Genomic DNA, 24,488 nt, shown 5'->3' on the forward strand with positions numbered 1-24,488 from the left:
TATCCCAAAATTTAATTGTAGATCATCTGCAAGTTTACATCCATAAACCAAGAAACGACATTATCATTCATTTTTCACAAATGCCATTATAACATTATCTCAGAAATAAGTATGTTTTTCTATTGAGAAAAACATACTTATTTACAAAATCCTACCTGTTTTTAATGTATGATTTTAAAAGTAAACTAGAGATTTGATAGCGCCACAGAATTTTTTCCTTCAAGGACGAAGTATTTTCTACACTGGTCACTGTGGAATCGTGTCTTCGGTAGTAAATCAATTTTTCTGGTATGAGTAACGCAGATTTATTTAAATCAGCAACCAATCCAATCCACATATCGTGCATGGGAACATTTCTTGGAATTGGCAGAATTTTCGTTTTTAATTCTTTTCTAAACGACATGGCACATCCAATATAACTATTTTTGATGATATTTTTGAGTACACCTAAACGGCTTCCCCTAAATTGATAAAAGGATTCGATAGTTGTATTTAGATTATTATCAACTACTGTAATATCTGACATAATCATTTGAATTTTGCTGTTTCTTTCAAAATAGGCTTTAATAATTTCAACTTTCTCAGGTTTCCAAACATCGTCTTGGTCACTTAAAAAGATGATCTCATTTTGAGTATGTTTAATAGCGTTCTCAAAATTTGACGTCACCCCTGATTCTTCATTCATAATCAGTTTTACCCGCGAGTCTTTTTTCCTATATTCTTCGATAATAGAAAGTGTTCCATCCGAAGAATGATCATCAGATATAATCAATTCATCATCACTGTTTAATTGGGAAAGAATACTATCTATCTGCTGTTTGATATATTTCTCCCCATTATAGGTGGCCATTGCTACAGAAACCTTCATAGTTTTCCTCCACTATTTTCGAACATAAAAAGAATGGTCCCTCTCTCCAGTTAACCCCAATATATCTAGAACAAAATAGTTAATGGAGTACCTCTTTTTTACGTTTTTATCAACTGCGGAAAAAGGAGCAGTCATAAATTCCGTTGGTACTACCACATTTTCTCGATCAACAATACAAATATTATTCGGGTGGTAAAAATCATAATATTGAATATCACGATTAGTGGTAATCATTTTTTTATTTGCACCTAACATTTCAATCGTTCTCATCGTTAATCCGGTTTGTTTAGGATGCTGAATATCAACCACAGCCTTAGACTGATTTAATTTTGAAGTTAGTTGATCACTTGGCATCCCAACAAAAGAAAATTCCTTTATTTGACTGCCATTAAATTCATTTGTAAATAATTTACGCTGATAATACATCAATTTACTTGGTATATACATAAAGTAAAAAACATGTAAATGATTCTTTTCAAACTGCTGTTTGACTTCCTTTAAAATTTGGTAGCGATCGCTATGAACTGTCCCTACAAAAAATAGATCGTACTTTAATATTGGCTCTTCATCAGAAATCCTTTCATACTCTTTATCAAAAAACAAAGGTCTAAATGTAAGCCCAAATTGATCACAATCTTTTTTATCAAATGAAAAGACTTCATCAAATAAATCCAATTTTTCTAAAGTATTTACTTTATTTGCAACAGAATCCCAGAGCATGAGCACCATTTTGGCATTAGGATTCATTTTTCTTACATCCTTTAAAAACCAATTTGGTGTTGCTTCAGCTTGGCAAATAAAGATGTAATCATACGTCTTATTTTTAATTTTGAGTGATATTTCTTCATAATATTTTTTTATTTGCAACGTAACAAAATTTCGATTGATTCTTAATAAGGCTTTAGAAAAAACTGAATTAGATGGTCGCTCATCAAAAAAATCAACTTCAGCACCCATCGATTCCATCGCCTTCATTATTTTTTTGTGGTAATTAAAAAATAATGGACATAGGAACAGAATCTTTTTTTTTGTTAATTTATCTTCCATTACTTATACAAACCTTTTTTCTTCATTTCATCAATTGATTTTTGATATTGGTCTTCTACCACATCTTGTTGATTTACCCATTGAACAAATTTACCGATTCCTTCTTCAAAGCTTACTTTAGGAGTAAATCCAAGTTTTTCGTGAATTTTAGTCAGGTCAGCATAGTTATGTCTAATATCACCTAATCGATAGTTTCCACTAATTTCAATTTCAGTACCAGATTGATATTTTTCTTTTAAAAGATCGGCTACTTCAATGACAGTCGTACAGACTCCAGTTCCAACATTAAAGCTTTCGAAGTTTGCTTCGTCTTTTTCAATACCCAAAATTGTCGCATCAACCACATCATCAATAAAGACAAAATCTCTTGATTCGTTGCCATCTTCAAAAATATTTATATTATTATTATTTTTTATTATTGTAGAGAAAATAGAAAGGATACCGGTATATGGATTCTTCAGTGATTGACCAGGACCGTAAACGTTTTGATAACGATATGCAACCACAGGAATATTTAATGATTTCCCAACAACCATACACATTTCCTCTTGCATTTGTTTCGTGATGCCATAAATGGATGTTGGATGAATCTTGGTTTCTTCTGTAGTAGCCATTAATTCAACATTGCGTCGGCAAATGGGACATTTCACTTCAAAATCGCCTTGGCTCATATCTTCATCTAATCGTTCAACAGGGAATACTGTCCCGTGTTCTGAACAATGATACATCCCTTCACCATAAATAGCTCTAGATGCTGCAATCACAATTTTCCCTACTTGATGCTCTTCATTTGTTAAGATATCTAATAAATTTGAAGTTCCTTTGACATTTACATCAATATATTTATTAATTTCATACATTGATTGGCCCGTTCCAGTTTCTGCGGCTAAATGGACAACGACATCCTGCCCTTTTAATGCTTTTCTCCAATCATCACTATTCACGACATCCCCTTTGATAAAGTTGACTTTATCCTTTATCTTTTGGAATAATTCTGAAGAGGCGCCGTCTTCTCCATGAATTTGGGGAGATAAATTATCTAGAACAGTGATACAGTACCCTTTATCCAATAATTTTAATGCTAAACTACTACCGATGAATCCAGCTCCGCCAGTAATAAGTACTTTTTTTGACATAATAGGTTCCTTCTTTCTTTTAGTTGAAAAACATGTAATAAATAAATCTTGTTAACAAAAACTTATTTTTATAAAAACAAACTTACCTACGCGAAAAGTATTATACGAAATATGATTAAGAAGTTCAAATTTCGTCCCTATAATTCCATAAGCTGTTTTGTTGCATCAGCTCAAAATTCTCACTTACAAATTTATTTATCATGATGTTGTCGAATTATGAAACATTTTCTTATATTCGTTCGTCTATTATTGCAGTCTCATTATTTTTTACAATTTTATATAAGTTAAAAGGCTGCTTTCCACAAGTATTGACGTGGCATCCATAAAGTAATAATGCAACAAAAATTTATCATATTCTACAATTCTCTTCTTTAACATCACCAAATGAATCAGTGAATTGTAAAAATTTGTTCTTTTTTTGGTTATTTTCCTGTTTCTTGTTGAACTTATGTTTGTTTAATATTATAATTTTTATTATGTTTGTCTTATTTAGGAAACCACTCAACGAAGGGAATTATATAAATGGATATTAATAGAACGAGTAGGAAAAAGAACAAAAAGAAAAAGTCTAAGTGGCTTCGTATTTCCCTATTTACCATCCTCATATTATTAGTTGGGGGAGGAGTTTATTTTTATAATGTATACTCTAATATGGCAAAAGCTGTTAACAAAATGAATCATCCTATTTCCAGAGAGGTTTCCAAAAAGCGGGATGTAAAGGTCCAATTTCATAAGAAGGATCCCATTTCAATCTTAATGGTTGGTGTTGATGAACGTGAAGGTGACGGCGGACGTACCGATTCGATGTTAGTCTTAACCGTTAACCCTGAAAAGAAAACTACGAAAATCCTTAGTATTCCACGTGATACTAGAACTAAATTAATCAGTTCAACCAAACCAAATAAAAATCGTACAGATAAAATTAATCATGCATACGCTTATGGTGGTATTGAGATGAGCATTGAAACCGTAGAACACTTTTTAAATATACCGATTGATTATTATGTACAAGTAAATATGGAAGGTTTTAAGGATATCGTAGATGCTGTTGGAGGTATTGACGTCGATAACCAGTTTGCTTTTGAATTAGACGGCGTCTATTTAAAAAAAGGTCCACAACACTTGAACGGTGAAGAAGCATTACAATATGCCAGAATGAGAAAGGACGATCCTCGTGGTGATTTAGGACGTCAAGAGCGTCAGCGTGAAGTTATTTCAAAAATAATTAATAAAGGAAAATCACTTTCAACGCTAACGAATTACGATAAGATTCTTGGTGCACTAGAAAATAATATTAAAACAAATCTTACTTTAGATGATATGATTGGGATCCAATCCACCTATAAACCTGCTGCTGAAACCATTGATAAAATTGAGATTGAAGGCGAAGGAAAAATGATTAATAACGGCTGGTATTTCCTTGTTAGTGATGAAACAAGACAACAGCTTTCAGACCAATTACGTGATCAGCTGGGCTTACAATCTGAAGCAGTTGAAAAATATTATATGCTAAATCAAAGTTCGAAAAATACTGATAATGATAATGAAGAAAATACAAAATAATTAATCTATTAAAAAACCTTTACTAGACTTGTTAACTAGTAAAGGTTTTTTTGTTTTATTCTAAATAAAAATTGACCTAATTCGACAAAAAAAGTCGAATTAGGTCAATTTTTGAAACATTTCTGTAATACTATTAAAAAATAACTGTAAATTAAATTTTGTAACGTTTATGAGATACTGTTATTAACATGAACTTAGGGAGAGAAAGAAATAAGGAGGGTATTATGAAAAGGTTATTCATAAGTGGTCTACTATCATGTTCTTTACTCTTGACCGGATTAATCGGTGAACATAAAGCAGAAGCAGCATCAACTGGAGAATCGGTTACTGAAATTGCTCTAGATTATATAGGTGTACCATATTTATGGGGTGGATCATCTCCTAGTGGCTTTGATTGCTCTGGTTTTACTAGCTATACATATAAGCAGGCAGGTGTTTCACTACCACGGACAACTGCAGATCAATATACTAAAGGACAACCAGTTTCAAAAAACAGTCTTAAAAAGGGAGATTTAGTCTTCTTTAGTACTTATAAAGCCGGCGCTTCACATGTTGGGATTTCATTGGGCGGCGATAAATTTGTACATGCATCTTCAAGCAAAGGTGTTACGGTTAGCTCTCTATCAGAATCCTACTATATTAATACATATATTGGCTCAAAACGGGTCGATATGTCTCAAACAAATGGCTGGTTCTTATCAGGAGGAAAATGGTACTTCTATAATCAAGGCAACATGCAGGTTGGCTGGCTTAAAACAGAAGGACAATGGTACTTCTTAGGAGCAAATGGAGCAATGTTAACTGGTTGGATCTACTGGTGTGGCGATTGGTATTATTTAAATAATAGCGGTGCAATGGTAACGGACTGGAACTTAACAGGTGGAAAATGGTATTATCACTATTCAAGTGGTGTAATGGCAAAAAATACAACCATATCGGGATATAAATTGGGTCCTGATGGAGCTTGGATTAACTAAAGTAAGAAAGATAAAAGGAGCTAGTTATTCAACTAGCTCCTTTTATCTTTCTTACTCAATCACAATATAGAACTAAATATTATTATTCATTAATTACATTTGATATAATATATTTTGATTGCTTAATGATTTTACTTAGTTAATCAACGGATTACTATGCTAAAGGTATTAATGGAGGACCTCATGAATAAACAACAATTTAATAATTTAATCACAGTCATTACGTTTAACGGTCTTGTTTCTTTACTTTTGTGCTTATTATATAAATATATAACTTTTTCCTTTAATATGGATTCCTTAATCGGTTGGATAGATGAATACACAAAGCAATGCACAAAAAATATTTTTGTTATTTTTATTTTATTAATGGTAACGGTAAAGCTACAGTTAAGGCTGATAGAAAAGCTAGAAACATCACGTCCATGGATCCTGACTCTTTCTAAATATGCTTATATACTTCTATTGTCAGGTATTATGTCTATTATCACCAGTTATTATATGGTCTATTTTCAATTGCTCAAAGAACCAACGGCAACCCTTGAATGGATTGAAGGTAGTACTAGAATCTTTTTCGCCGGCGCTATTTTTCTGTTTTTTATTTATCTTTTTGTCTTTTTTCTAATTGGTAATATTTATATAAGTTCAATTATAACAGCCATTGTTATTTTCGTCCTTGGTTTTGTGCATTATAATAAATTAAATTTACGGGTAGAACCATTGTACCCGGCTGATTTTAGTCAAATCACCCAGATGAGAGATGTAATTCCCATGGTGAAAGAATACCTTTCACTTCAAAAAGCAATCCTCATTGTTGTTGTAGTCGGCATTATGCTATTTTTTGTAAGATATCTACCGAAAGCTAAAATATCATTCCGGGTGAGGGTCATTTTGTTAGCTCTAACAGCAGGAATGATTTATGCTTATACATTTTTCCCAACTTCATTCATGAAGAATTTCGTTCAAAAAGTAGGAAATGTTTCGATTGTGAAGTGGGACCAGCTTGAGAATTACAAGAACAATGGCTTTGTATTCGGGTTTATTTCTAATATCCAAAATGATGCATTTGAAGAACCTGATGGCTATTCCAAAAAGAATGTACTTGATACGGCGAAAAAATATATCAAAATAAACACAAGTCAGACCTCAGCAAAAGGTGAAGTAAAAAAACCTAATATTGTTTATATTATGAGTGAGGCATTTTGGGATCCAACGAAACTAAAAAACGTTCAATTTAGTGAAGACCCGATGCCGAATCTTCGTAAGCTAATGGACCAGTATAGTTCTGGATACAATTTATCACCATCCTTTGGTGGAGCTACTGCCAATGTTGAGTTCGAAGCATTAACTGGATTTTCTAATTATTTTTTAAAAGTAGGCTCCATCCCATATCAAGATATAATTGATCGAAAAAATTTTATTCCAACGATTGTCAGTGACTTGGAAGGACAAGGATATCAGTCCCTTGCTATCCATCCATATAACAAAATTTTCTACAAACGAAATCGGGTTTATGATGTTTTTGGGTTTGATCAATTTTTGGATATGTCAACGATGAAACATCAGGATATGTCCGGCCCCTATATTTCGGATGAATCTTTATCTAAAGAGGTTATCGATGAATTGAAAAAAGAGGAAAAACCGATGTTTGTCCATGCAGTTACCGTTCAAAATCATTTTCCCTACACTCCAAATCGATATGAGCAAAACCAGATTGATGTTTCGGGGCTTTCCCCTGAATACAATGAGTTATTAGAGGTTTATTCAGAGGGAATCAGACAAGCGGACGAGGCGTTACAGTTACTGGTCGATCAGCTTGAGCAGCTTGATGAACCGACCATTGTTGTATTTTGGGGCGATCATTTACCTATTCTGGGTCAAGATTTAGCCATTTACAAGGAGACAAAATATGCTAGCAAGAAAGCAAATAAATTTCTTTATGAAAAGAAATATGCTGAGACGCCATTACTGATTTATTCAAACTACTCTATTGAGAAACAAGAATTAAACACCTTAAGTCCAGCTTTCTATGGACCGACTGTATACGAGATGGCGGGCTTGAAAAAGCCTCCATTCTATAACCTGTTGGACTTAGTAAAAGAAGAAATCCCAGGACTAAAGGTGTCGGTTCAAATTGATGGCAACCAAAAATTCATTACGAAGGATTTTACAAATAAGCAAAAGCAATTACTTAAAGACTATCAATTGCTGGAATATGATCTCCTAGTCGGTAAACAATATAGTAAGGATCTTTTATTTAAATGAGCGGGAAACCGCTCTTTTTTATGCTTCGTCCCACACAAATAGATTGGAGTTGTTGGGTAACCATCATCCATTAAATCAAAATCCCTTACTACGCTTAAAGGAATTTCTTCTTTTTTATGACACGTTAAACAAACAAAGCTGACGCTCTATTTCTTTGATTGGTTTAGATCAATATTTTGCTTCCTCTTTTTTGCGGGGGTTGAAGGGGTCGTATAATTATCAATGGTACTGATTTTTGCATCTATCGTTATCACAATGTGATAAAGGTAATTTTTTGATAGTCATTGGAGAAAATAAAGAGAAGTAATTAGTTAAAGTATAGAAAAATGGAGATAGAATAACAGCGTTTTTCATAATACACCAAAAATATCCAAATTTTCACATATGCGTTTTACCAAAATGTGCTACAATTAATCTATAAAAATTTTAAAATGGAGAAATGAAAATGAAGAAAGTTTTCTGTCTTTTAACTGCATTAGGGGCTATAACTGCCACTGCCCTTTTTAGCACAAATAGTAAGGTACAAGCTAGTGAAAGAGAAAATCCAAACATCCAATTACTTGTTATGAGTGATGTTCATGTCAGTAGTGATACACCTGATTACAAGTTCGCAAACGCATTACAGGATTCTTTGGATATTGCACCAAACTATGATGTCTTAAGTATTGTTGGGGATTTAACAAATTACGGTATAGAGAAGGAATACGATGACTTTAACAAAATTCTCAATGATCATGTCGAAGAAGAAAAGCCAAAAGTTTTTGCCATGGGCAATCATGAGTATTTCGAATCCTTTTATAATAAGGAATCTGTAACCACCGATAAAGAAATGCAACAACGGTTTGTTGACAAAACGAAAATGCCCGGCCTCTATTATGATAAATGGATTAAAGGCTATCATTTTATCGTCTTAGCTGGTGAAAAGGGCTATGACACGCTAATAGAGGAAAACCCGGACGTTCCTCACGCCTTCAATTATGCCTACATTTCAGATGAACAATATGAATGGTTCGAGAAAACTATTGCAGAAAATGTTGAAAAAAATAAACCGATATTTGTTTTTTTGCATCAACCGATTAAAAATACAGTTTATGGAAGTCGATGGAATGCTGGATATGACGAAGAGAAATTATTAAGTATCATGAAAAAATATCCACAAGTCATTTATTTTTCCGGACATTCCCATTATCCTATCGAGAATCAAAAAAGCATAATACAAAATGGAATCACAATGGTCAATACGGGTTCGGTAAAATATGGCTATGACGATATAAATGGAAATATGGATACCTCTGAGGGCTATGTGGTCAACGTATTTTCTGACAAAGTGGAGTTTAAAGCAAGAGATTATCTGAATAAAAAGTGGATAAAAACAGTAGAAATTCCTCTTGCCTATGATAAATGGGTGAATACGAAAGATGGATGGAAGTATTATGACCAAAACGGCCTCGTGAAAACAGGCTGGTTTAAGGATAACGGGAAGTATTACTATTTAAACACCAGCGGAATCATGCAAATTGGCTGGCAAAATATAGGTGGTAAATGGTATTTCTTTTCTCCATCAGGGGAAATGAAAACTGGATGGATAAAGGATCATTCAGCCTGGTATTATATGAAGCCATCTGGTGAAATGGCCACTGGCTGGGTATCCGACAATTCCACTTGGTATTATTTTAAATCTAACGGTGCCATGGCCACCGGCTGGATTCAGAATGGTCAAAATTGGTTTTATTTAAATTCCAGCGGCGCTATGGCCACCGGCTGGATTCGGGATGGCCAAATCTGGTATTACTTAAAATCCAGCGGCGCTATGGCCACTGGCTGGATTCGGGATAGCCAAGACTGGTTTTATTTAAATTCCAGTGGCGCTATGGCCACTGGCTGGATTCTGGATGGCCAAAACTGGTTTTATTTTAAACCAAGCGGCACCATGGCAACGGGTTGGATTTCCGAAAATGGAATAAGGTATTACCTTAATAGCAACGGCGCCTTGGCCACTGGGTAGAAAACGATAGGTTTAATCGCCTATTACTTTTCCCCAATCTGCGAATGAAGAGCTTAAAGAAAAGAGAAAGGGACATCCTTTTTTCTTTTTTGGGTGAGGTCGGAGGGAGCAGTTTCAAGAAGGTCATTAGTTTAGGTAGCTATATTAGTACTACGCCCTGTCAGCTATACATTTCCTCCACAACGGCATATTAGGGACTCACAACAATTAGAGCGATATACTGCCAAGCACACAAAAGGGCAAGGCACTTTCGCCTTGTCCCTCCCAATTCATTTACTTTAATTTTTTTCTTTCTTTAGGATGTGGTCCATGAAGTATAGCATGGTCATGGCTGCTATATACGGGTTGTGGCTCCTGTTGGGTCGTATTGCGTATTGCGGTGCGACGTCAACAAGGTCGAAGCAGATGATTTCTCCTATTTCGCGATTTCTTCAAGAATCTCATTCAAGAAATCGAAGGAGAACCCGTTCCTGTGACAAATGAGATATCAAAGCAAACAATATCAACCCTTACATAATATTTATCCGCCTCTGGAATTCTTACTAGGATTCCCTCTACGCCAAGGGCCAGTCATTCTTTCACTAAAATTAATCTGCTATTGTACGCCTTTGCCTTATCAAAATCTTTTTATCTACTGCTACCCTAGTCCGAGTAATACAATTTGAACCATATCTTTAATGTATTCTATTTCATATATCCGGTGCATCGGTAAGAAGTATTATCTAAAGAAGTAAAATAAGTTTGAAGAATTGAAAAAAGGCATTGAAGAGTCATGCAATTTAATAATGATAAATGATTATTAAAAAGACTAAATGGCCTTAACCCATTAGATACAGGGCTAAAGCCACCTATTTTCGTTTTCCGCTGTCTATTTGACAGGGGGCAGTTCAGCAGAATAAAGGGTGATTCCCATTTTTAAAGCATGGCACCGTCTTTGCCTAGACGATACCCGCCGATTGTAGTGTTGGCAGCCATATGACCATCGCTATATAAATAGTACCATTTTTTGTTGACTAACACCCAGCCGGTCTGCATGTTGCCGCTGTTGTTCAAGTAATACCACATGCCGCCTGTATACAGCCAGCCGGTCTGCATATCACCACTAGGGTTCAAGAAGTACCATTTGCCGCCAGAATACAACCAGCCGGTCCTCATATCCCCATTTGGATTCATAAAGTACCACTTGCCCCCGACAAGCTGCCAGCCGGTTTTCATTACACCAGCGTTGTCGAAGTAGTACCATTTACCTCCCGTTTGCAGCCAGCCTGTTTTTAGGGTCCAGTCTGGATTGTAAAAGTACCATTTACCACCCCATGATTTCCAGCCTGCATTCGTAGTGAAGGTGGTAAATTCCTTAGCAATTTGAGCAATTTTACTCGCCCATGCCTCGTCGGTTGAGTATTGATGATAGTTGGAATTAAAGCGCATATTATCAAGTGTCGGCTGTTGATAAGGATCAAGGGAATTCGGCATAAGCTTGTCCCTGCTTACATACGTTAGATTGATAAAGTCAGCTCCGTTTACGATACCATCCCTTTTTGAGGCATAATCATACGCATCATCGAGCGGCTTTATGTCATTTGCATTAAGACCATAGTAGTTTTTCTTGGTTTTAACAATCTGAGAATCGCCCCATTTTGTTTCTAGACCTGAATGGGCTAAAAGGTAAACAGCATTTAAGGTCGACTTGGTTTGTGCCTCAATATAGGCTGCCCCCATCCCCGTCATAAACGTATTAGCCCAATTTGTTTTATAGTTAATGAACTGATTAATCTGATTTGCCGTTACATTGCCCTTTGTGTTTAATGGGGTGAAGATAGAAATATTATTTGTGGTTGTTCCTTCTTTTCCAAATTCATACGGGATGACATTACTGCCGCCCTTAATAGTCATGTATGTTTCTTTTTCAAGGTACCAACTGTAAATCCAACCTGCTTTTTTAGGTTCGTCTACAGTTTCAATTTTGTAATATTTGGTGTCAGGGGTTACTTCCAGAACATATACCTTCGTATTTTTTGAAATTGAATCGAATGGAGGCTTCGATCCATCTGAAGTGTCCCGGAGATTTCTTCCCTTTTTCACTAGCCATGTTTGATTTCTTATATTACTGTTTAAGTACGCTCTGTGAACCCAGCCTTCTCGTCCGTCCGTCATGCGGATTTTGGCAGCATAATCTTTCTCTCCTATAATGGTTACTTCATCGTTATAAGATAATTCCGCATAGCGAGTGTAACCTGGAGCTAGATGAATGCGTTGGTCGGAAAGCTCTTCAAAGCTGCGATAGACTGGCAGCTTGATTGAAGTTACATGCATGCCTGGTTGTTCGGCTGCCTTTGCCTCGTTTAATGATCCACCATTAAATAGTCCCAGTAAGATAAAAAACATGATGAAACTTAGAATTTTTCGATTATTCAATGTATTTCCCCTCACTACTTTATTCAGATTTATTTCTATCAATCTATTATTTAGATTATCATATTTTCCAACCGTTTCCACGATTTATTTGGATTAATTCTTTGTAAAATATTTCTGGTACTTTTGGTAGAGGGAATTTTTACATCGCATTTCACCAATAAATGTCAATAATCGGACATAGATTCGTTCAGTCATGTTGGTATTTTTTTATAAAATAAAACTAGATGTTAATGTCTTAGTTCATATTTTGGAAGATAGAGAGGATGGTGCATCATGGCTTATAAGCCGCGGACAGAACGGGAAGAAATAACGATATTAAGAAGTTTACATGCCCGAATGGACTTATCTGAAGAAGACAAATGGAACTATTTGAAGCTTAAAAAGGGTTTTGAAGGAGAAGTGATGTTTGACTTATTAACTGAAAAGCTCCAAAGTGAATGTTTTATATTAAATGATCTGCTGCTAGAGTTAAACAATTCTAAGTTCCAAATTGACACATTGGTTGTACAAGACACAATATACCTTTTTGATATTAAAAATCATGAAGGCGATTATTATTATGAAAAAGGTGATATCTTTTTGAAGTCTAGAAAATTAATGAACAATCCTCTGGATCAACTAAAACGTTGTGAAACCTTACTCCGCCAATTGCTCCAAAAATATGGTTTCAAACTGCCCGTTGAAGCGTAGGTGGTGTTTATCAACCCCGAGTTTACCCTTTATCAAGCACCGAAACATGTGCCAATCATTTATCCTTCACAGCTTAATACCTTTATGAAAAAATTAAATTTGTGGACGGGGAAACTCAATGGAAAACATAAGAAGCTTACAGACCTTTTAGTTTCTATGCATCTGGTTGAATCCCCTTACCACAGGATTCCCCCTTATGAATATGAGTGGCTACGGAAAGGCATTATTTGTTCTTCTTGCCAATCGTTTTTGGTTTCTGTTACTGGGAGGAAGGTTGGTTGTGGGGACTGCGGCTGTGAAGAGAGTATTGATTCTGTTGTGCTGCGAAGTGTGAAGGAGCTAAAGCTTCTTTTTCCGGATCGGAAGATTACTACTAAAGGTGTTCAGGAATGGTGCGGGGGGATTGTATCGAAAAAGAAGTTTAAGAATATTCTAAGTAAAAACATGCAAGCAATAGGATATGGCCAATGGACATATTATGAGTAAATGATAGATAGAAAGGATCTATTTCAATTTATAGTTTTTAAATTAGTATCATTCCCTCATGAAATTTTTTCTAAACTGGTATCCAATAACCTCTATTAGATACCTTTCTTACGATTTTTCATGCTTGGAGGGCTCCAATAGCACCTATTGGATACCCTTTTCTCGATTTTTTTAACGGAACGGGGCTCCAATAATCTCCATTGGAACCCTTTCTCTCTATTTTTGCGCCGGATCGGGCTCCAATAACCTCTATTGGAACCCTCTCTCTCTATTTTTTCGCCGGATCGGGCTCCAATAACCTCCATTGGAATACTTTTTCTCCATTTTTTCACCGGAAAGGGCTCCAATCAACCCTATTGGAACCCTTTCTCTCGATTTTCCGCCTAATCAGGCTCCAATAACCATTTCCCCAACCAAGTTATCCATCCCTAAAAAGAAATAACGGACACCAAGGTGTCCGTTCAATTTCGCGCAGCCAACAACGTATTCAATTTTTCAAGGTCTTCTAATGAATCAATTTCATAGCTGTCGTCCGGATGGATTTCCTGAAGGTAGACATTTATATCAGGGATGTTATCCTTGACGATGTCATCCCAATACAATTCCGTAAAGCCCCCAGCGGAAACAGCTTCTTCCAGTTTTCCAATAATATATCTGCCATCATCTTCAGACCAATAGGAGACACCGCAAAGAATATAATCATGCTCACCGTCACCAATGACGATATCCGTTACCTTATAGTGATCGTCGTAGCGGATCATCCATTCCTCTTTAAACTCCGGTTTCCTGGCGCTAAAATACATCGATGTTTTTGGACTTTTCAATAGAAAGTTGCGATGTAAGTAGTTATCGCCGTCAATCACGTACGTATCATGCAAATATTCTCTTACTAAATACATCGTGTAAATATTATTATAGACATTGTACTTATCATTATGAACAAGGGTAACACCATATTTTTCCTTCAGATACTCAAATTTCTCTGCTAAGTATCCAGTCACAACAACAATTTCTTCGACACCAATTTCTTGTAAATATTCGATTTGTGTCTCAAGCATCGGCTTTCCATTTACTGGTGTGAGTGCTTTTGGCGTTGTGAATGTTAAAGGTCGTAACCTAGTTCCCATTCCTGCTGCAAGTATAATTGCTCTCATTTTAAGCTGTTCTCCTGACTTTTAAAAATTAAAATCCGATCTATTCCCGTACCACCAAGATTACGCAGTCTTCCTGTTTCTAAAAAGATTCATCCATTTCAGTTCGTCCTGATTAGCAACGGTAATGACCGATCCTACTAATATCATAATACTAAAAAAGAGGACCTTTGCGGTAATTGGCGTGTGTAAAATGAGAAAACTTAAGAAAATCGCCCATGCAGCGTAGGAAATATTTAATGCCATTGCACGGGTTGGTCCAAGCGTGTAAATCGCTTTATAATAGAACACATAGGAAGCCGTTCCTGAAAAGGCAACCCCGGCGATAAGGAACAATTCACTGCTCTTAAATACTTCACCCACAAGCGGGTACGCATTAAAAATAGGTAAAATTAAGATTCCATATGTGACAGCAGAAACTAGCTGACGAATTTGCAACGCCTGTTCAGGCGATATTTCATCATCCTTCATACCGTATGCTAGAATGACACACTCCATACCCCAACCGAAAATACATAAAAGGATGAATGAGAAGCCAAGAATGTAGCTTGGAGAAGGTGAGCCTCCAGTAAATCCTAAAAGGAAAATAAATAAAATACTTATAAAAAGTCCAATCCAGTTCTTAATCGTTAAGCGGTCCTTCAAGATGACAAAAGCAAAGAATGCTCCAATCGCCGGGTACACCGCTGAAATCGATGCCGACAATGATGGACCTAAATACTTAACTGCAAGCACGTAACCGGTCATCCCAATCGGACCGCCAAGCAATGCGCCTAACATAACAAACCGACCGCTTCGGGTTGTCAATTTTTTAAAGGGTACTGTAAATTCCCCTCGTATCGCCATATATAGCATCATCCATAGACTAGATAGCATATCATGGAAAAATGTACTAACTAACGGAGCAAGGAAAAGGACCGTGTCTGTTGAAGTAAATATAGTCTTTGATAACACTATTCCAATTAAAACCGTATCGACCGCCCAGGTAAAGCCGGAAAACATGCCGAAGAAAAATCCTTTATTTTTTATATTCATACGCCATCTCCCTAATTATGTCGTGATTTAAATGCTCTTTACATCTATTAAAGCGGTCGATTCCGTAAGTGCCGAAATCGTCTCCCTTTGCCTCTTTAATGACGGTCCAAGTACTCCAGAGAAAGTCTTGGAAAATTTTATTCATCATCACTCGCTGTTGAATCTCCAACGGTATCTCATCTTGCTCTATATAAAGCAGCAAGAATAGCTCTTCTTCTTCAGGTGAAAAGCCGCTTTCCAAGGAATGTGCAGCCAAATCCCACATCGGATCATTCATGCCGCTATATTCCCAATCAATAAAATAGAGCTTCCCTTCACTGCTCATAACCATATTTTCAGGAATCGGATCAATATGACAAGGGGTAGGTTGAATATTCATGCCTTGATAAATCTTCTTCAGAATCATAATTTGCTCTTTTGCTTCTTCATATGGCACATAAGGCTGGCCATTTGCTTCCTCCATCTGTCGTTCGTACTCCTCCATTTTTTCAAAAACATCAAAATGATTAGCCATTTGTAGTTTAGAAGAATGAAGTTTCCTGAAATTAGCCGTGGTCAGTTCCATGTAATCCTGGCGCTTACACATTTTGCTGTTCAGTGTTTCTGCCCCAGGAATCAATTCGGCAATTTTTACACCCGTTTCTTCATTAAAATAAACCAACTCCGTATCAATACCCAGATTACTCGCAAGCGCCGCATTGAACTTTTCCTCTTTTCGGTTAATCATCGATTCCGTTCCATTACCTGGAATCCGGAGCACGTATTCTTTACCCTTAATAACCACTTTAAAATTCTTATTCGTCATTCCACCGAACGGCTGAATCTCCCCGATATCTTCATACACGAGGTCAAGCGCCTCGATTAAATGACTTTTAATAAAAATTTCTCGGAATTCAGCTTCTTTCCGTTTTAGGATAGGATAGGTTTTTTCCTTGACCGTGTTATAGTGCTGCCAGCTATCAATTTCGCCCCAAAAGAGATTATGCATTTTTAAATATCCAATATTGTAATGCCGTGAAATGTCGAGTAGCATATATTCATAATTGATGAATGGATTTTTATTATTTTGTTGATACTCGCTGACCATTTTTGAATAGACATCATAGGATAGCTTGCTAATGCCGATCATTTCACCGTCAATTCTATTGAATTGATGGATGTCTTTGGAGATCTTATGAAGATAGCCATTTTTTATTTCAACAAAGGCCTCGTCCCCGGAGCCGCTCTCATTGCTGATAAGCACACAATCGCGATGCGGATGTAAGAGGATTTCCCTAATCGCCCGCTCTTCAATTAAAATATCATCCTCAACCAAAAGGAAATCATCCGTTATATATTCGAAAGCTGCTGCCAAGGATGCCATCGAACCGGTCCATTTGAATTTTGGGTTATTCACAAATTTCAAATGGTTGAATTCAGGGAAATCTTGAAATGCTTCTTTCTTATAACCAGTGACAATCACAATATTGTTAATGCCGTTTTCCTGCAAAATATCAACATTTCTTTTTAACAATGTTGTTCCATCGATTTCCATTAACCCTGCTGGTTTATCGAAATCCTTTCTTGACCCTGCTGCTAAAATAATAGCCTGCTTAATTTCTGTTAATGGCTCTTGATGAATATTAATCTTTTTTCCGTGGTAGGCTTCAATTCCGCTATGTAAAAAATCAAGCCCTTTTTGTGTTAGGTAATAGCTGATATTTCTGCCCTTTTTTTCACTGTAAATATAATTTCCGAATGTTAAATCGTGGATTAGATAATTAACTTTACCAATTGAAATTCCACATATTTCAGCCATTTTCTTTTGATTCAAATGGGCATTTTTATTAATCGCTTCTAATAATTGAAATAAGTGCTGTTCCATTAGGGTGTTCCTCCGATGTATTCAATATTTGAATGTATTTTTATTGTAACGCAGCCTAGAATATCTGTAAACAAAAATATATCGATATTGGGTAGTATTTACTATGTAAGGGAAAAGAATAAAAGGACTGTGCACTAGCAGGCACAGTCCTCGTTTTTTACCTTATTTATAAACAGAAACATCAAAATATAAGGTATATGAACTTAATGAATCGTAGATTTTTTTAATACTATTTGTTTGCTTTACCGCCCAGCCAATATCAGTTGCATATTGATGCCAAGGAGCATCAGGATTCCATCTCATTTTATAAAGGGTATTCTGTGGTGTCGAAGCGTTAATATAACCAGCCCCGATGAATTCTGCACCGCCGATGATGGCCGCCTCAGGTGTAAACCAACCTTTTTTATAAGCAGTTTCGGCCCCGCATGTATTTGGACAGCTGTCAATCGCACCGATCCCATACATATTATAAACCTTCACTGGTTGATCTAACTTTTTCCCGTCGACCGTATCAACGATAATCCCTTGTGCAAGAGCAGAATTGCCATTTCCGGTTTCAAGTAAGGCATGAGAAATTAAATAAATTTCATTGATATTATACTTTTTGCTTGCTTCCAGGAAGGCATCTGCCTTTCCTTCAAGAATCCCTTTTCCTGCCAGTGTTTTTGCATTTAAGTCCTGGGCAGTAGTTCCGGCACCTTTGTTTAAAAGAAGAAACTGGAAATATTCTGTACTAGTAGTACTAAAAGAATTCGGATTCAAAAAATAAGAAACATCTGATGCTTTTGCATTTCGCCACGTAACATATTTAATTTCATACCATGTTCCAACTTTAGAAACAATTTGCACCTGTGAACCAGGGCTCAATGTTCCAAAAATAAAGGAATTTGTATTCGTATCCTCGCGTACGTTAAGCGGCGTTGTGGAGGTCACGACTCCTTTGGTAGGATCTGTGGCATCTACAAGAACATAGTCACTGCTCACATAGGCTTTAGCATTCTTATACTTATCCGTTTGCGGTGATCGTTGCATCTGTATGTCGAGCATTTGCTGGAATGTAAGATTATAGTTGGTCGTTTTCGTAATAGGGCCGCTGTTCCAGACACCATTATCGAAAAAGTAATAGGTTTTCCCATCGATGACCTGTTCACCGGTAACCATTTTTCCATTCCCTGCAAGATAGTACCAATTGCCACCAAGGAACAACCAGCCAACCGCCATATCTCCATTCTTATTCAAGTAATAATAAGCACCGTTATCCAGTAACCAGCCGGTCTGCATTATGCCATTTTCATTCATAAAATACCATTTTCCATTGGCATACACCCAGCCTGTGGCCATTGTTCCGTCGGCATTCATATAAAACCATTTATTCGCATCAAGTACCCAGCCGGTCTTCATCTTGCCATCCTGGCCAAAGTAATACTTTTTACCATTTTCCGTTAACCAGCCGATTAGAGCGAAGCCATTGTCGGAAAAATAATATTTATTCGTCCCTTCAGTAAGCCAGCCTTTATGCTTCTCTCCATTGGAATCAAAATACATGATAATTTGACCATCGCGGAAGAAACCAGTCAATGGTGCCGTACTCAAAGCACCTGAAGTGGTGAATACATACGGTATTCCGTCAATGAATTTTTGTCCAGTAACCATTGCGCCGCTTGAGCTAAGATAATATTTTACGTTTCCATCTTCCAGCCAGCCGGTTTTCATTGCACCACTTGGCTCTAGGAAATACCAAGTATTATTTTCTTTAAACCAGCCGGTTTTCATCGCACCGCTTGGATCGAGGAAATACCAAGTATTATTTTCTTTAAACCAGCCGGTTTTCATCGCACCGCTCTGATCGAGGAAATACCATTTGCCTCCATTAGACAACCAACCGGTTTTCATTGCACCACTTGAATCAAGAAAATACCATTTGTTTCCACTTGGTACCCAGCCGGTTTTCATTGCTCCGCTTGAATCTAGGTAATACCATTTATTATTGTATAATAGCCAACCTGTCTTCATTACACCATTGCTGTCTAAAAAATACCATTTATTACCATATAGTACCCAACCTGTAACAGGCTTTCCAGCTGATGTTAAGTAGTACCATTGGTTGTTTTGATACTTCCATGTATAGGTTCCAGCTGCGGTAACGCCTGAGGCCGTCGAAGAGAACAACATGGATGCCAAGACGAAAGCAGTGACACGTTTTTTCTTCAATCTTTTTCCCCCCACAAAAATAATCTTTCTATTAAACTTTCAATTAAAATATGAAAGAATTGCTTAAAGCCAAGGATAAGCATTAAAAATACCGGTTTAAGACCGGATGATGTGGAATTAAACGATAAATGAGAAATGCACTAAACAAATATATCAATGATTATACTAAATTACCAAATTTCTAGTTATAGTAAATAAAGTAAATTTTACTCTAGCATTCTCGTTTCAATTTACTTATCATCCGCCCCCTTGACAAGCTTCTTCATTATGTTGAAAAAACAATTTCCAACTTTGATAATTAATATGTACCCTTTTATTGTCTCATTTTGACACAATTTTTCAATAAAAAATTGAAAATAATGTCGATTTTAGTAGTTTTGGCACATATAGCCAAATAATGGATACAAAAACAAGACGAACAGATTGCTCTGTTCGCCCTATCTTTTTATATAGTGGAAAAAACTTATTATTTGACCCATGTACCGTCTTTGTTCACTTTGTAGCCATTAATAGTTGTGTTGACTGCGAGTTGACCAGAGGTGTATAGATAGTACCACTTACCGCCAATCTGCTTCCAACCTGTTGCCATGTCGCCGCTTGCGTTTAGATAGTACCATTTGCCATTAAGGAGAACCCAACCCGTGGCCATTTCACCTTTTGCATTTAGGTAATACCATTTACCGCTTAAATGAATCCAGCCGGTCTGCATCACACCATCTTTACCAAGGTAATACCATTTATTATGATCTAGTACCCATTGATTTTCTGCCATTGCACCACTCTTAGTTAGGAAGTACCATTTGTTCTTGTCTTTGAACCAGCCTGTTTGCATTTTTCCATCTTTATCTAAGAAATACCAAGTATTTCCACCCTTTAACCAACCAGTTGCTTTTATGCTATTATTGTAGTAATACCATGAGCCATCTTCTTGCTTCCAACCCGTCACATTTGCACGATTAATTACTACTTCCTTCACCGTTTCGTTGCCTGCAAGATCTCGAAGCTTTAAGGAAATTTTGTTTTCACCACGGTTAATAGCTACCTTTACTTCTACATTGTCATTTGCCGGAGTGAGAACATCTACCGGGCCAACAATTGCTTTTTCATATTCGTGATTATCGTTAACAAATAATGAAAGGTAGTTAAAATTATCCTTTAGATTAAGCTTCAATGTCACTTCTTCTTTGTTTTCAGCAACAAGCTTTGGTGCGGTTACATTGATTTGCGGTACAGAGGAATCAACGAAAACCTTACGAGCAATCGAAGACGAATTGTCTGATTGATCGACTGCTTTGACAATAATATCGTAAAATCCATCCTTTGCAAATGTTACATTTGTAGAAAATGCATACATTCCCGGACCTGCATGTGTAAAGCTTACTGCTTTTCCATTAACGGTTAAGGATTTTAATCCTAAATCCTCGATTACCATTCCTGTAACTGGTACCGCTTTTGCATTGTAGGCTCCATACGGCATCGTTGAAAACGGATCAATGATAATCACAGGTTCACCGTCTTCTACCTCACCAACAGCAGCTGTATCCCCGCCAAAGTTATACGCATAGTCAGCAGCAAGAACATCAATGATTGAACCTTCAGGAACATCGGTTAATTCATAGCTATTTTCTTTACCTGTCGTTTCTCCCACAAACTCACCATTGACAAAAATACCATAGGATAGGACACCTGACCCTTCCTCTACCGTATCCCAGCTGACAAAAGATGTTTCAGGGTCAAAGCTTGCCGTTACTTGTGGTGCAACGGTATCAACTAAGATTGGAATGTCTTTTGTTTGATACCCAGCACCTTTGTAGTCAATCACCGTTTTGACTTGATAGTAATACAAGCCGTCTTTAACCGACTTTCCTTTCACCGTGCCATCCCATGTACGATCATAATTATAGGAGAATGGCATTCCGTTACCATCATCAAAATAGCTCTTAAATACGTTTTTCTCCAATTTTACCCGACGGAGTAATTGTTTATTTTCATCTAAAATATTAAATTGAGCCTCGGCGGCATTCCGTAAAAATGATGGGAATACATTAATATCATCCTTTGTCCAGTCTCCATTTGGTGAGATGGCATAGAACCCTTTTTCAGGAACCGGCTCTGTGAACCAGTCATCTGACAACATATCATGGACAGGAACTTCCACTTTATTTCCCTCTTCATCTTCCCCATCAAACATACCTTGAAGATCGTAAAAACGTGATTCTCCGAAATCTTTAAAGCCATCGAGAATGGATGGGCGATCCCACTTGCCGTAGAATCCGACATATGGAACGGTAAGGTCCGGACTAATCTCCTTTTTGCCCGCCACATTCTTATCAGCATCCACTAATTTTACAAAACCTTCCACAAACATATCTTCTTTAAGGGCAACCGATGTTTTATTCCCGTTCACATCAATAGCAGGCACCTTCGCCTTACTAATATCGACCTTTATGGTGATATCTTTTGTTTGCCCGGCCAGAACAGTGACGGTTGACGGTCCGTCGACAATGACACCTTCAAGATTACCGGCAATCAAGGCATTGTAGTTTTCACCCTTATCATTTTGCTTCAGTGTGTCTGCTAAAACATTTGTATTTACATTATAAGTAACATCCTTCGTTGAAACGTTTTTGGCAGTAAGGGTCATTTCAAATTTTTTCGAAGTGAAGTCTTTTAATTCCACTTTTGCTTGACCGTTGCTTTTATTAACAACATATACAGGTGTTTTAACCGCATTGTATGTCTGCATCATCCCTGCCCCTTGAAAGCGCGGTGAGTAAGGTTGTCCATTCGCATCATCGACGACTTTTGCGGTATTCATTAATAATGTTTTGGCCAATCGGGTCCGCTCACTGATAGAAAGACCTTTGAAACGATCGTCCTTTTGCAGGTATTGCTGGACAAGAGCAGAGCCGCCGGCCACATGTGGAGCTGCCATTGATGTGCCGCTATATGTTCCATATTGATCATTATTTAAGGTGGAAAGAATATTTCCTCCTGGTGCAGTGATTTCCGGTTTTAACTCAAGACCAGGTGTTGTTCCCCACGAAGAGAACTCCGTCATTTTGCCTGAGTCAGGGTCTTGTTGTTTTTCTATTTGGTTAATCGTTACTGAAGCAGAGCCGGTTGCTATCGCTGTTTCCAGTGACTCACCCTCTTTTTGTGAAATTAACATAAATGGAATGTCAAAGCCGCCTTGATTTTTATAGAATGTTGAGCTTCCATCATCATAAACAATAATACCTGCTGCACCTGCTTCTGCTGCAAATAATGCTTTTTCTGCCAAGGATAGATCGCCGCGTTTAACAAGGACCACTTTCTGAGCGACATCTACTTCTTCATAATCTTCAGGGGTACCTAATGCACCGTTTAGGCTGACAATCTGTAATTTCTCATTTTCTGATGTAAGCGGAGTCCAATCGTCCGTCCCATAGCCAATACCATTGAAGCTGCCCACGGTGACGGAATGTTGATATTGTGTGGAAAGATTATTTGCTGCCGCAACAGAGATGCCCGCAGGATTTAATCCTGGTGCTTCAACGACTCCAATATCCGGATTTTTATAAAAAGGGTTGCCCCAACCATAGCCAATAGTTCCTGAGTTGCCTGCAGACATCGAACAAACAATGCCATTATTCGTTGCTCTTGTGATCGCAACATCTTCTGCACTATCTTTCGAATAAAAAGAAGCAACCTCTCCAAGGCTCATATTCAATACATCTGCACCTAGCTTAATCGAATCATCGATGGCAGCAAGGTAAACATCAGACCACGTAGACGGGAAAAGCAAGTCATTACTAAATACCTTCATCGCCAGAACTTGTGCTTCCGGAGCTATCCCCTTAACACCGCCATCTTCTTCCTTCCCGTTTGCTGCAACTATTCCGGCCACATGCATCCCATGCATGCCAGTATCCAGCCCTTTATCGATGATTGTGTCATTCTGGTCAAAATAGTTATAGCCATATGGAACCTTTTCAGTATAATACTTACCTTTTAAACCATCTTTACTAACAATTTGCTCGACATCTTCTTCAGAGAGCCCTGCTTTGGAGTCATCTGATAAAACAAAATCCTTATGTGCTGGGTCAACACCTGTGTCAATGACAGCGACAATCATACCCTCGCCTTTTAAGCCTGCGTCAGCCCAAGTTTCAGGTGCTTGGACAAGAGATTTACTCGTTTTTAAATCAGGTTTTACCGGGCGCTTGTATTCATTGGCTAAATAAACATTTTTAACACCTTCGACTGCTTCAAGCTTAGCAATGTCACCAAATGCTATTTCACCACTGAAACCGTTAAAGGCCGTTGTAAATTGGTTCTTATATTTAAGATTGACACCTTTAGCTTTGATTTTCTCCTTCACTGTTGCATGCTGTTTCTCAAGTCTTGCCGCCATTGAGGTTTTCGTACTTTCCGCCAATTCCTTGTACAGTTTGCCTTGCTGTGTTGCTAACTCAACAGGAGTCTGCCCGTCCACTTCCACAATGATGCGGACATTGTCTGTCGCTTTGAAGTGGGCTTTAAGTGTCTCACTTAGTTTTTTGCGGTCGTTTACTTTTAAATGCTGTTTAAATTGGTTGATCATCGAAGCGTAATCTTTTTTTGCCGATGGTGTTTGTGCTGCTGCCGCATAACCAAGGTTTGATAGAACCAAGGCAGATGCCAGCACATATGTAGTCACTTTCTTTTTCTTTTTCCATGACTTTAGGCTCATTCTCTTGTTTTCCCCCTCTTAATAACTAGCACACTTAAATTATTTCAGTCTAGCAATTAATTTC

The 24,488-nt window shown here is 37.2% G+C and carries 15 protein-coding genes; 6 read left to right on the forward strand and 9 right to left on the reverse strand.

Going from position 1 to position 24,488, the window contains the following annotated elements; all coding sequences use genetic code 11:
* Positions 1-151: 151 nt before the first annotated feature.
* Genes QNH20_RS23000 through QNH20_RS23010 form a run of 3 tightly spaced genes read right to left on the reverse strand, consistent with a single transcriptional unit; the run spans position 152 to position 3,051 of the window.
* Complete coding sequence (locus QNH20_RS23000) at positions 152-868, reverse strand: glycosyltransferase family 2 protein (RefSeq protein ID WP_283920256.1); 717 nt, start codon at positions 866-868, stop codon at positions 152-154.
* Positions 869-880: 12 nt separating this feature from the next.
* Positions 881-1,915 carry a WaaS/CpsH family glycosyltransferase gene (locus tag QNH20_RS23005; RefSeq protein ID WP_481857997.1) on the reverse strand — a complete coding sequence of 345 codons (1,035 nt, stop codon included), beginning with the start codon at positions 1,913-1,915 and terminating at the stop codon, positions 881-883.
* Positions 1,915-3,051, reverse strand: coding sequence for an SDR family NAD(P)-dependent oxidoreductase (locus tag QNH20_RS23010; RefSeq protein WP_283920258.1), 1,137 nt, complete (start codon positions 3,049-3,051; stop codon positions 1,915-1,917). Before QNH20_RS23010 ends, QNH20_RS23005 begins: the two co-directional genes overlap by 1 nt.
* A 522-nt stretch (positions 3,052-3,573) precedes the next feature.
* Here QNH20_RS23010 and QNH20_RS23015 point away from each other — a divergent pair.
* The 4 genes from QNH20_RS23015 to QNH20_RS23030 all read left to right on the forward strand — a co-directional run bounded on the left by QNH20_RS23015 (position 3,574) and on the right by QNH20_RS23030 (position 9,858).
* On the forward strand, positions 3,574-4,614 hold the full coding sequence (locus QNH20_RS23015; protein ID WP_283920259.1) for an LCP family glycopolymer transferase: 1,041 nt from the start codon (positions 3,574-3,576) through the stop codon (positions 4,612-4,614).
* A 224-nt stretch (positions 4,615-4,838) separates the two neighbouring features.
* Entirely contained in the window at positions 4,839-5,591 is a 753-nt protein-coding gene (locus QNH20_RS23020) for a C40 family peptidase (protein ID WP_283920260.1), read from the forward strand.
* A 183-nt stretch (positions 5,592-5,774) separates the two neighbouring features.
* On the forward strand, positions 5,775-7,853 hold the full coding sequence (locus QNH20_RS23025) for an LTA synthase family protein (protein ID WP_283920261.1): 2,079 nt from the start codon (positions 5,775-5,777) through the stop codon (positions 7,851-7,853).
* Positions 7,854-8,298: 445 nt separating this feature from the next.
* A complete protein-coding gene (locus tag QNH20_RS23030; protein WP_283920262.1) occupies positions 8,299-9,858 on the forward strand; it encodes a metallophosphoesterase in 1,560 nt (519 codons plus the stop codon).
* Positions 9,859-10,773: 915 nt separating this feature from the next.
* On the opposite strand, the gene QNH20_RS23035 is transcribed toward QNH20_RS23030, so the two are convergent.
* Positions 10,774-12,273, reverse strand: coding sequence for a glucosaminidase domain-containing protein (locus QNH20_RS23035; protein WP_283920263.1), 1,500 nt, complete (start codon positions 12,271-12,273; stop codon positions 10,774-10,776).
* Positions 12,274-12,546: 273 nt separating this feature from the next.
* On the opposite strand from QNH20_RS23035, the gene QNH20_RS26990 reads away from it, so the two are divergent.
* Entirely contained in the window at positions 12,547-12,963 is a 417-nt protein-coding gene (locus QNH20_RS26990; RefSeq protein ID WP_349632687.1) for a nuclease-related domain-containing protein, read from the forward strand.
* Between the two features lie 3 nt (positions 12,964-12,966).
* The gene (locus tag QNH20_RS26995; protein ID WP_349632688.1) at positions 12,967-13,449 is read left to right on the forward strand and encodes a hypothetical protein; all 483 of its coding nucleotides are present in this window, start codon (positions 12,967-12,969) and stop codon (positions 13,447-13,449) included.
* A gap of 461 nt (positions 13,450-13,910) precedes the next feature.
* On the opposite strand, the gene QNH20_RS23045 is transcribed toward QNH20_RS26995, so the two are convergent.
* The 5 genes from QNH20_RS23045 to QNH20_RS23065 all read right to left on the reverse strand — a co-directional run bounded on the left by QNH20_RS23045 (position 13,911) and on the right by QNH20_RS23065 (position 24,424).
* On the reverse strand, positions 13,911-14,603 hold the full coding sequence (locus QNH20_RS23045; protein WP_283920264.1) for an NTP transferase domain-containing protein: 693 nt from the start codon (positions 14,601-14,603) through the stop codon (positions 13,911-13,913).
* A gap of 60 nt (positions 14,604-14,663) precedes the next feature.
* Positions 14,664-15,635 carry a DMT family transporter gene (locus QNH20_RS23050; protein WP_283920265.1) on the reverse strand — a complete coding sequence of 324 codons (972 nt, stop codon included), beginning with the start codon at positions 15,633-15,635 and terminating at the stop codon, positions 14,664-14,666.
* Positions 15,619-17,499 carry an NTP transferase domain-containing protein gene (locus QNH20_RS23055; protein ID WP_283920266.1) on the reverse strand — a complete coding sequence of 627 codons (1,881 nt, stop codon included), beginning with the start codon at positions 17,497-17,499 and terminating at the stop codon, positions 15,619-15,621. Before QNH20_RS23055 ends, QNH20_RS23050 begins: the two co-directional genes overlap by 17 nt.
* A gap of 162 nt (positions 17,500-17,661) precedes the next feature.
* Positions 17,662-19,710, reverse strand: coding sequence for a glucosaminidase domain-containing protein (locus QNH20_RS23060; RefSeq protein WP_283920267.1), 2,049 nt, complete (start codon positions 19,708-19,710; stop codon positions 17,662-17,664).
* A 466-nt stretch (positions 19,711-20,176) separates the two neighbouring features.
* Entirely contained in the window at positions 20,177-24,424 is a 4,248-nt protein-coding gene (locus tag QNH20_RS23065) for a S8 family serine peptidase (RefSeq protein WP_283920268.1), read from the reverse strand.
* Between the last annotated feature and the right edge of the window lie 64 nt (positions 24,425-24,488).

The organism is Neobacillus sp. WH10, from assembly GCF_030123405.1.
Lineage (GTDB): Bacteria > Bacillota > Bacilli > Bacillales > Cytobacillaceae > Neobacillus.

Bases quoted from the DNA above. Each gene is read 5' to 3' on its own strand.
- QNH20_RS23000 (WP_283920256.1), bottom strand. From the start codon at position 868: ATGAAGGTTTCTGTAGCAATGGCCACCTATAATGGGGAGAAATATATC.
- QNH20_RS26990 (WP_349632687.1), top strand. From the start codon at position 12,547: ATGGCTTATAAGCCGCGGACAGAACGGGAAGAAATAACGATATTAAGA.
- QNH20_RS23045 (WP_283920264.1), bottom strand. From the start codon at position 14,603: ATGAGAGCAATTATACTTGCAGCAGGAATGGGAACTAGGTTACGACCT.
- QNH20_RS23015 (WP_283920259.1), top strand. From the start codon at position 3,574: ATGGATATTAATAGAACGAGTAGGAAAAAGAACAAAAAGAAAAAGTCT.
- QNH20_RS23055 (WP_283920266.1), bottom strand. From the start codon at position 17,499: ATGGAACAGCACTTATTTCAATTATTAGAAGCGATTAATAAAAATGCC.
- QNH20_RS23020 (WP_283920260.1), top strand. From the start codon at position 4,839: ATGAAAAGGTTATTCATAAGTGGTCTACTATCATGTTCTTTACTCTTG.
- QNH20_RS23030 (WP_283920262.1), top strand. From the start codon at position 8,299: ATGAAGAAAGTTTTCTGTCTTTTAACTGCATTAGGGGCTATAACTGCC.
- QNH20_RS23050 (WP_283920265.1), bottom strand. From the start codon at position 15,635: ATGAATATAAAAAATAAAGGATTTTTCTTCGGCATGTTTTCCGGCTTT.
- QNH20_RS23025 (WP_283920261.1), top strand. From the start codon at position 5,775: ATGAATAAACAACAATTTAATAATTTAATCACAGTCATTACGTTTAAC.
- QNH20_RS23065 (WP_283920268.1), bottom strand. From the start codon at position 24,424: ATGAGCCTAAAGTCATGGAAAAAGAAAAAGAAAGTGACTACATATGTG.
- QNH20_RS23010 (WP_283920258.1), bottom strand. From the start codon at position 3,051: ATGTCAAAAAAAGTACTTATTACTGGCGGAGCTGGATTCATCGGTAGT.
- QNH20_RS23005 (WP_481857997.1), bottom strand. From the start codon at position 1,915: ATGGAAGATAAATTAACAAAAAAAAAGATTCTGTTCCTATGTCCATTA.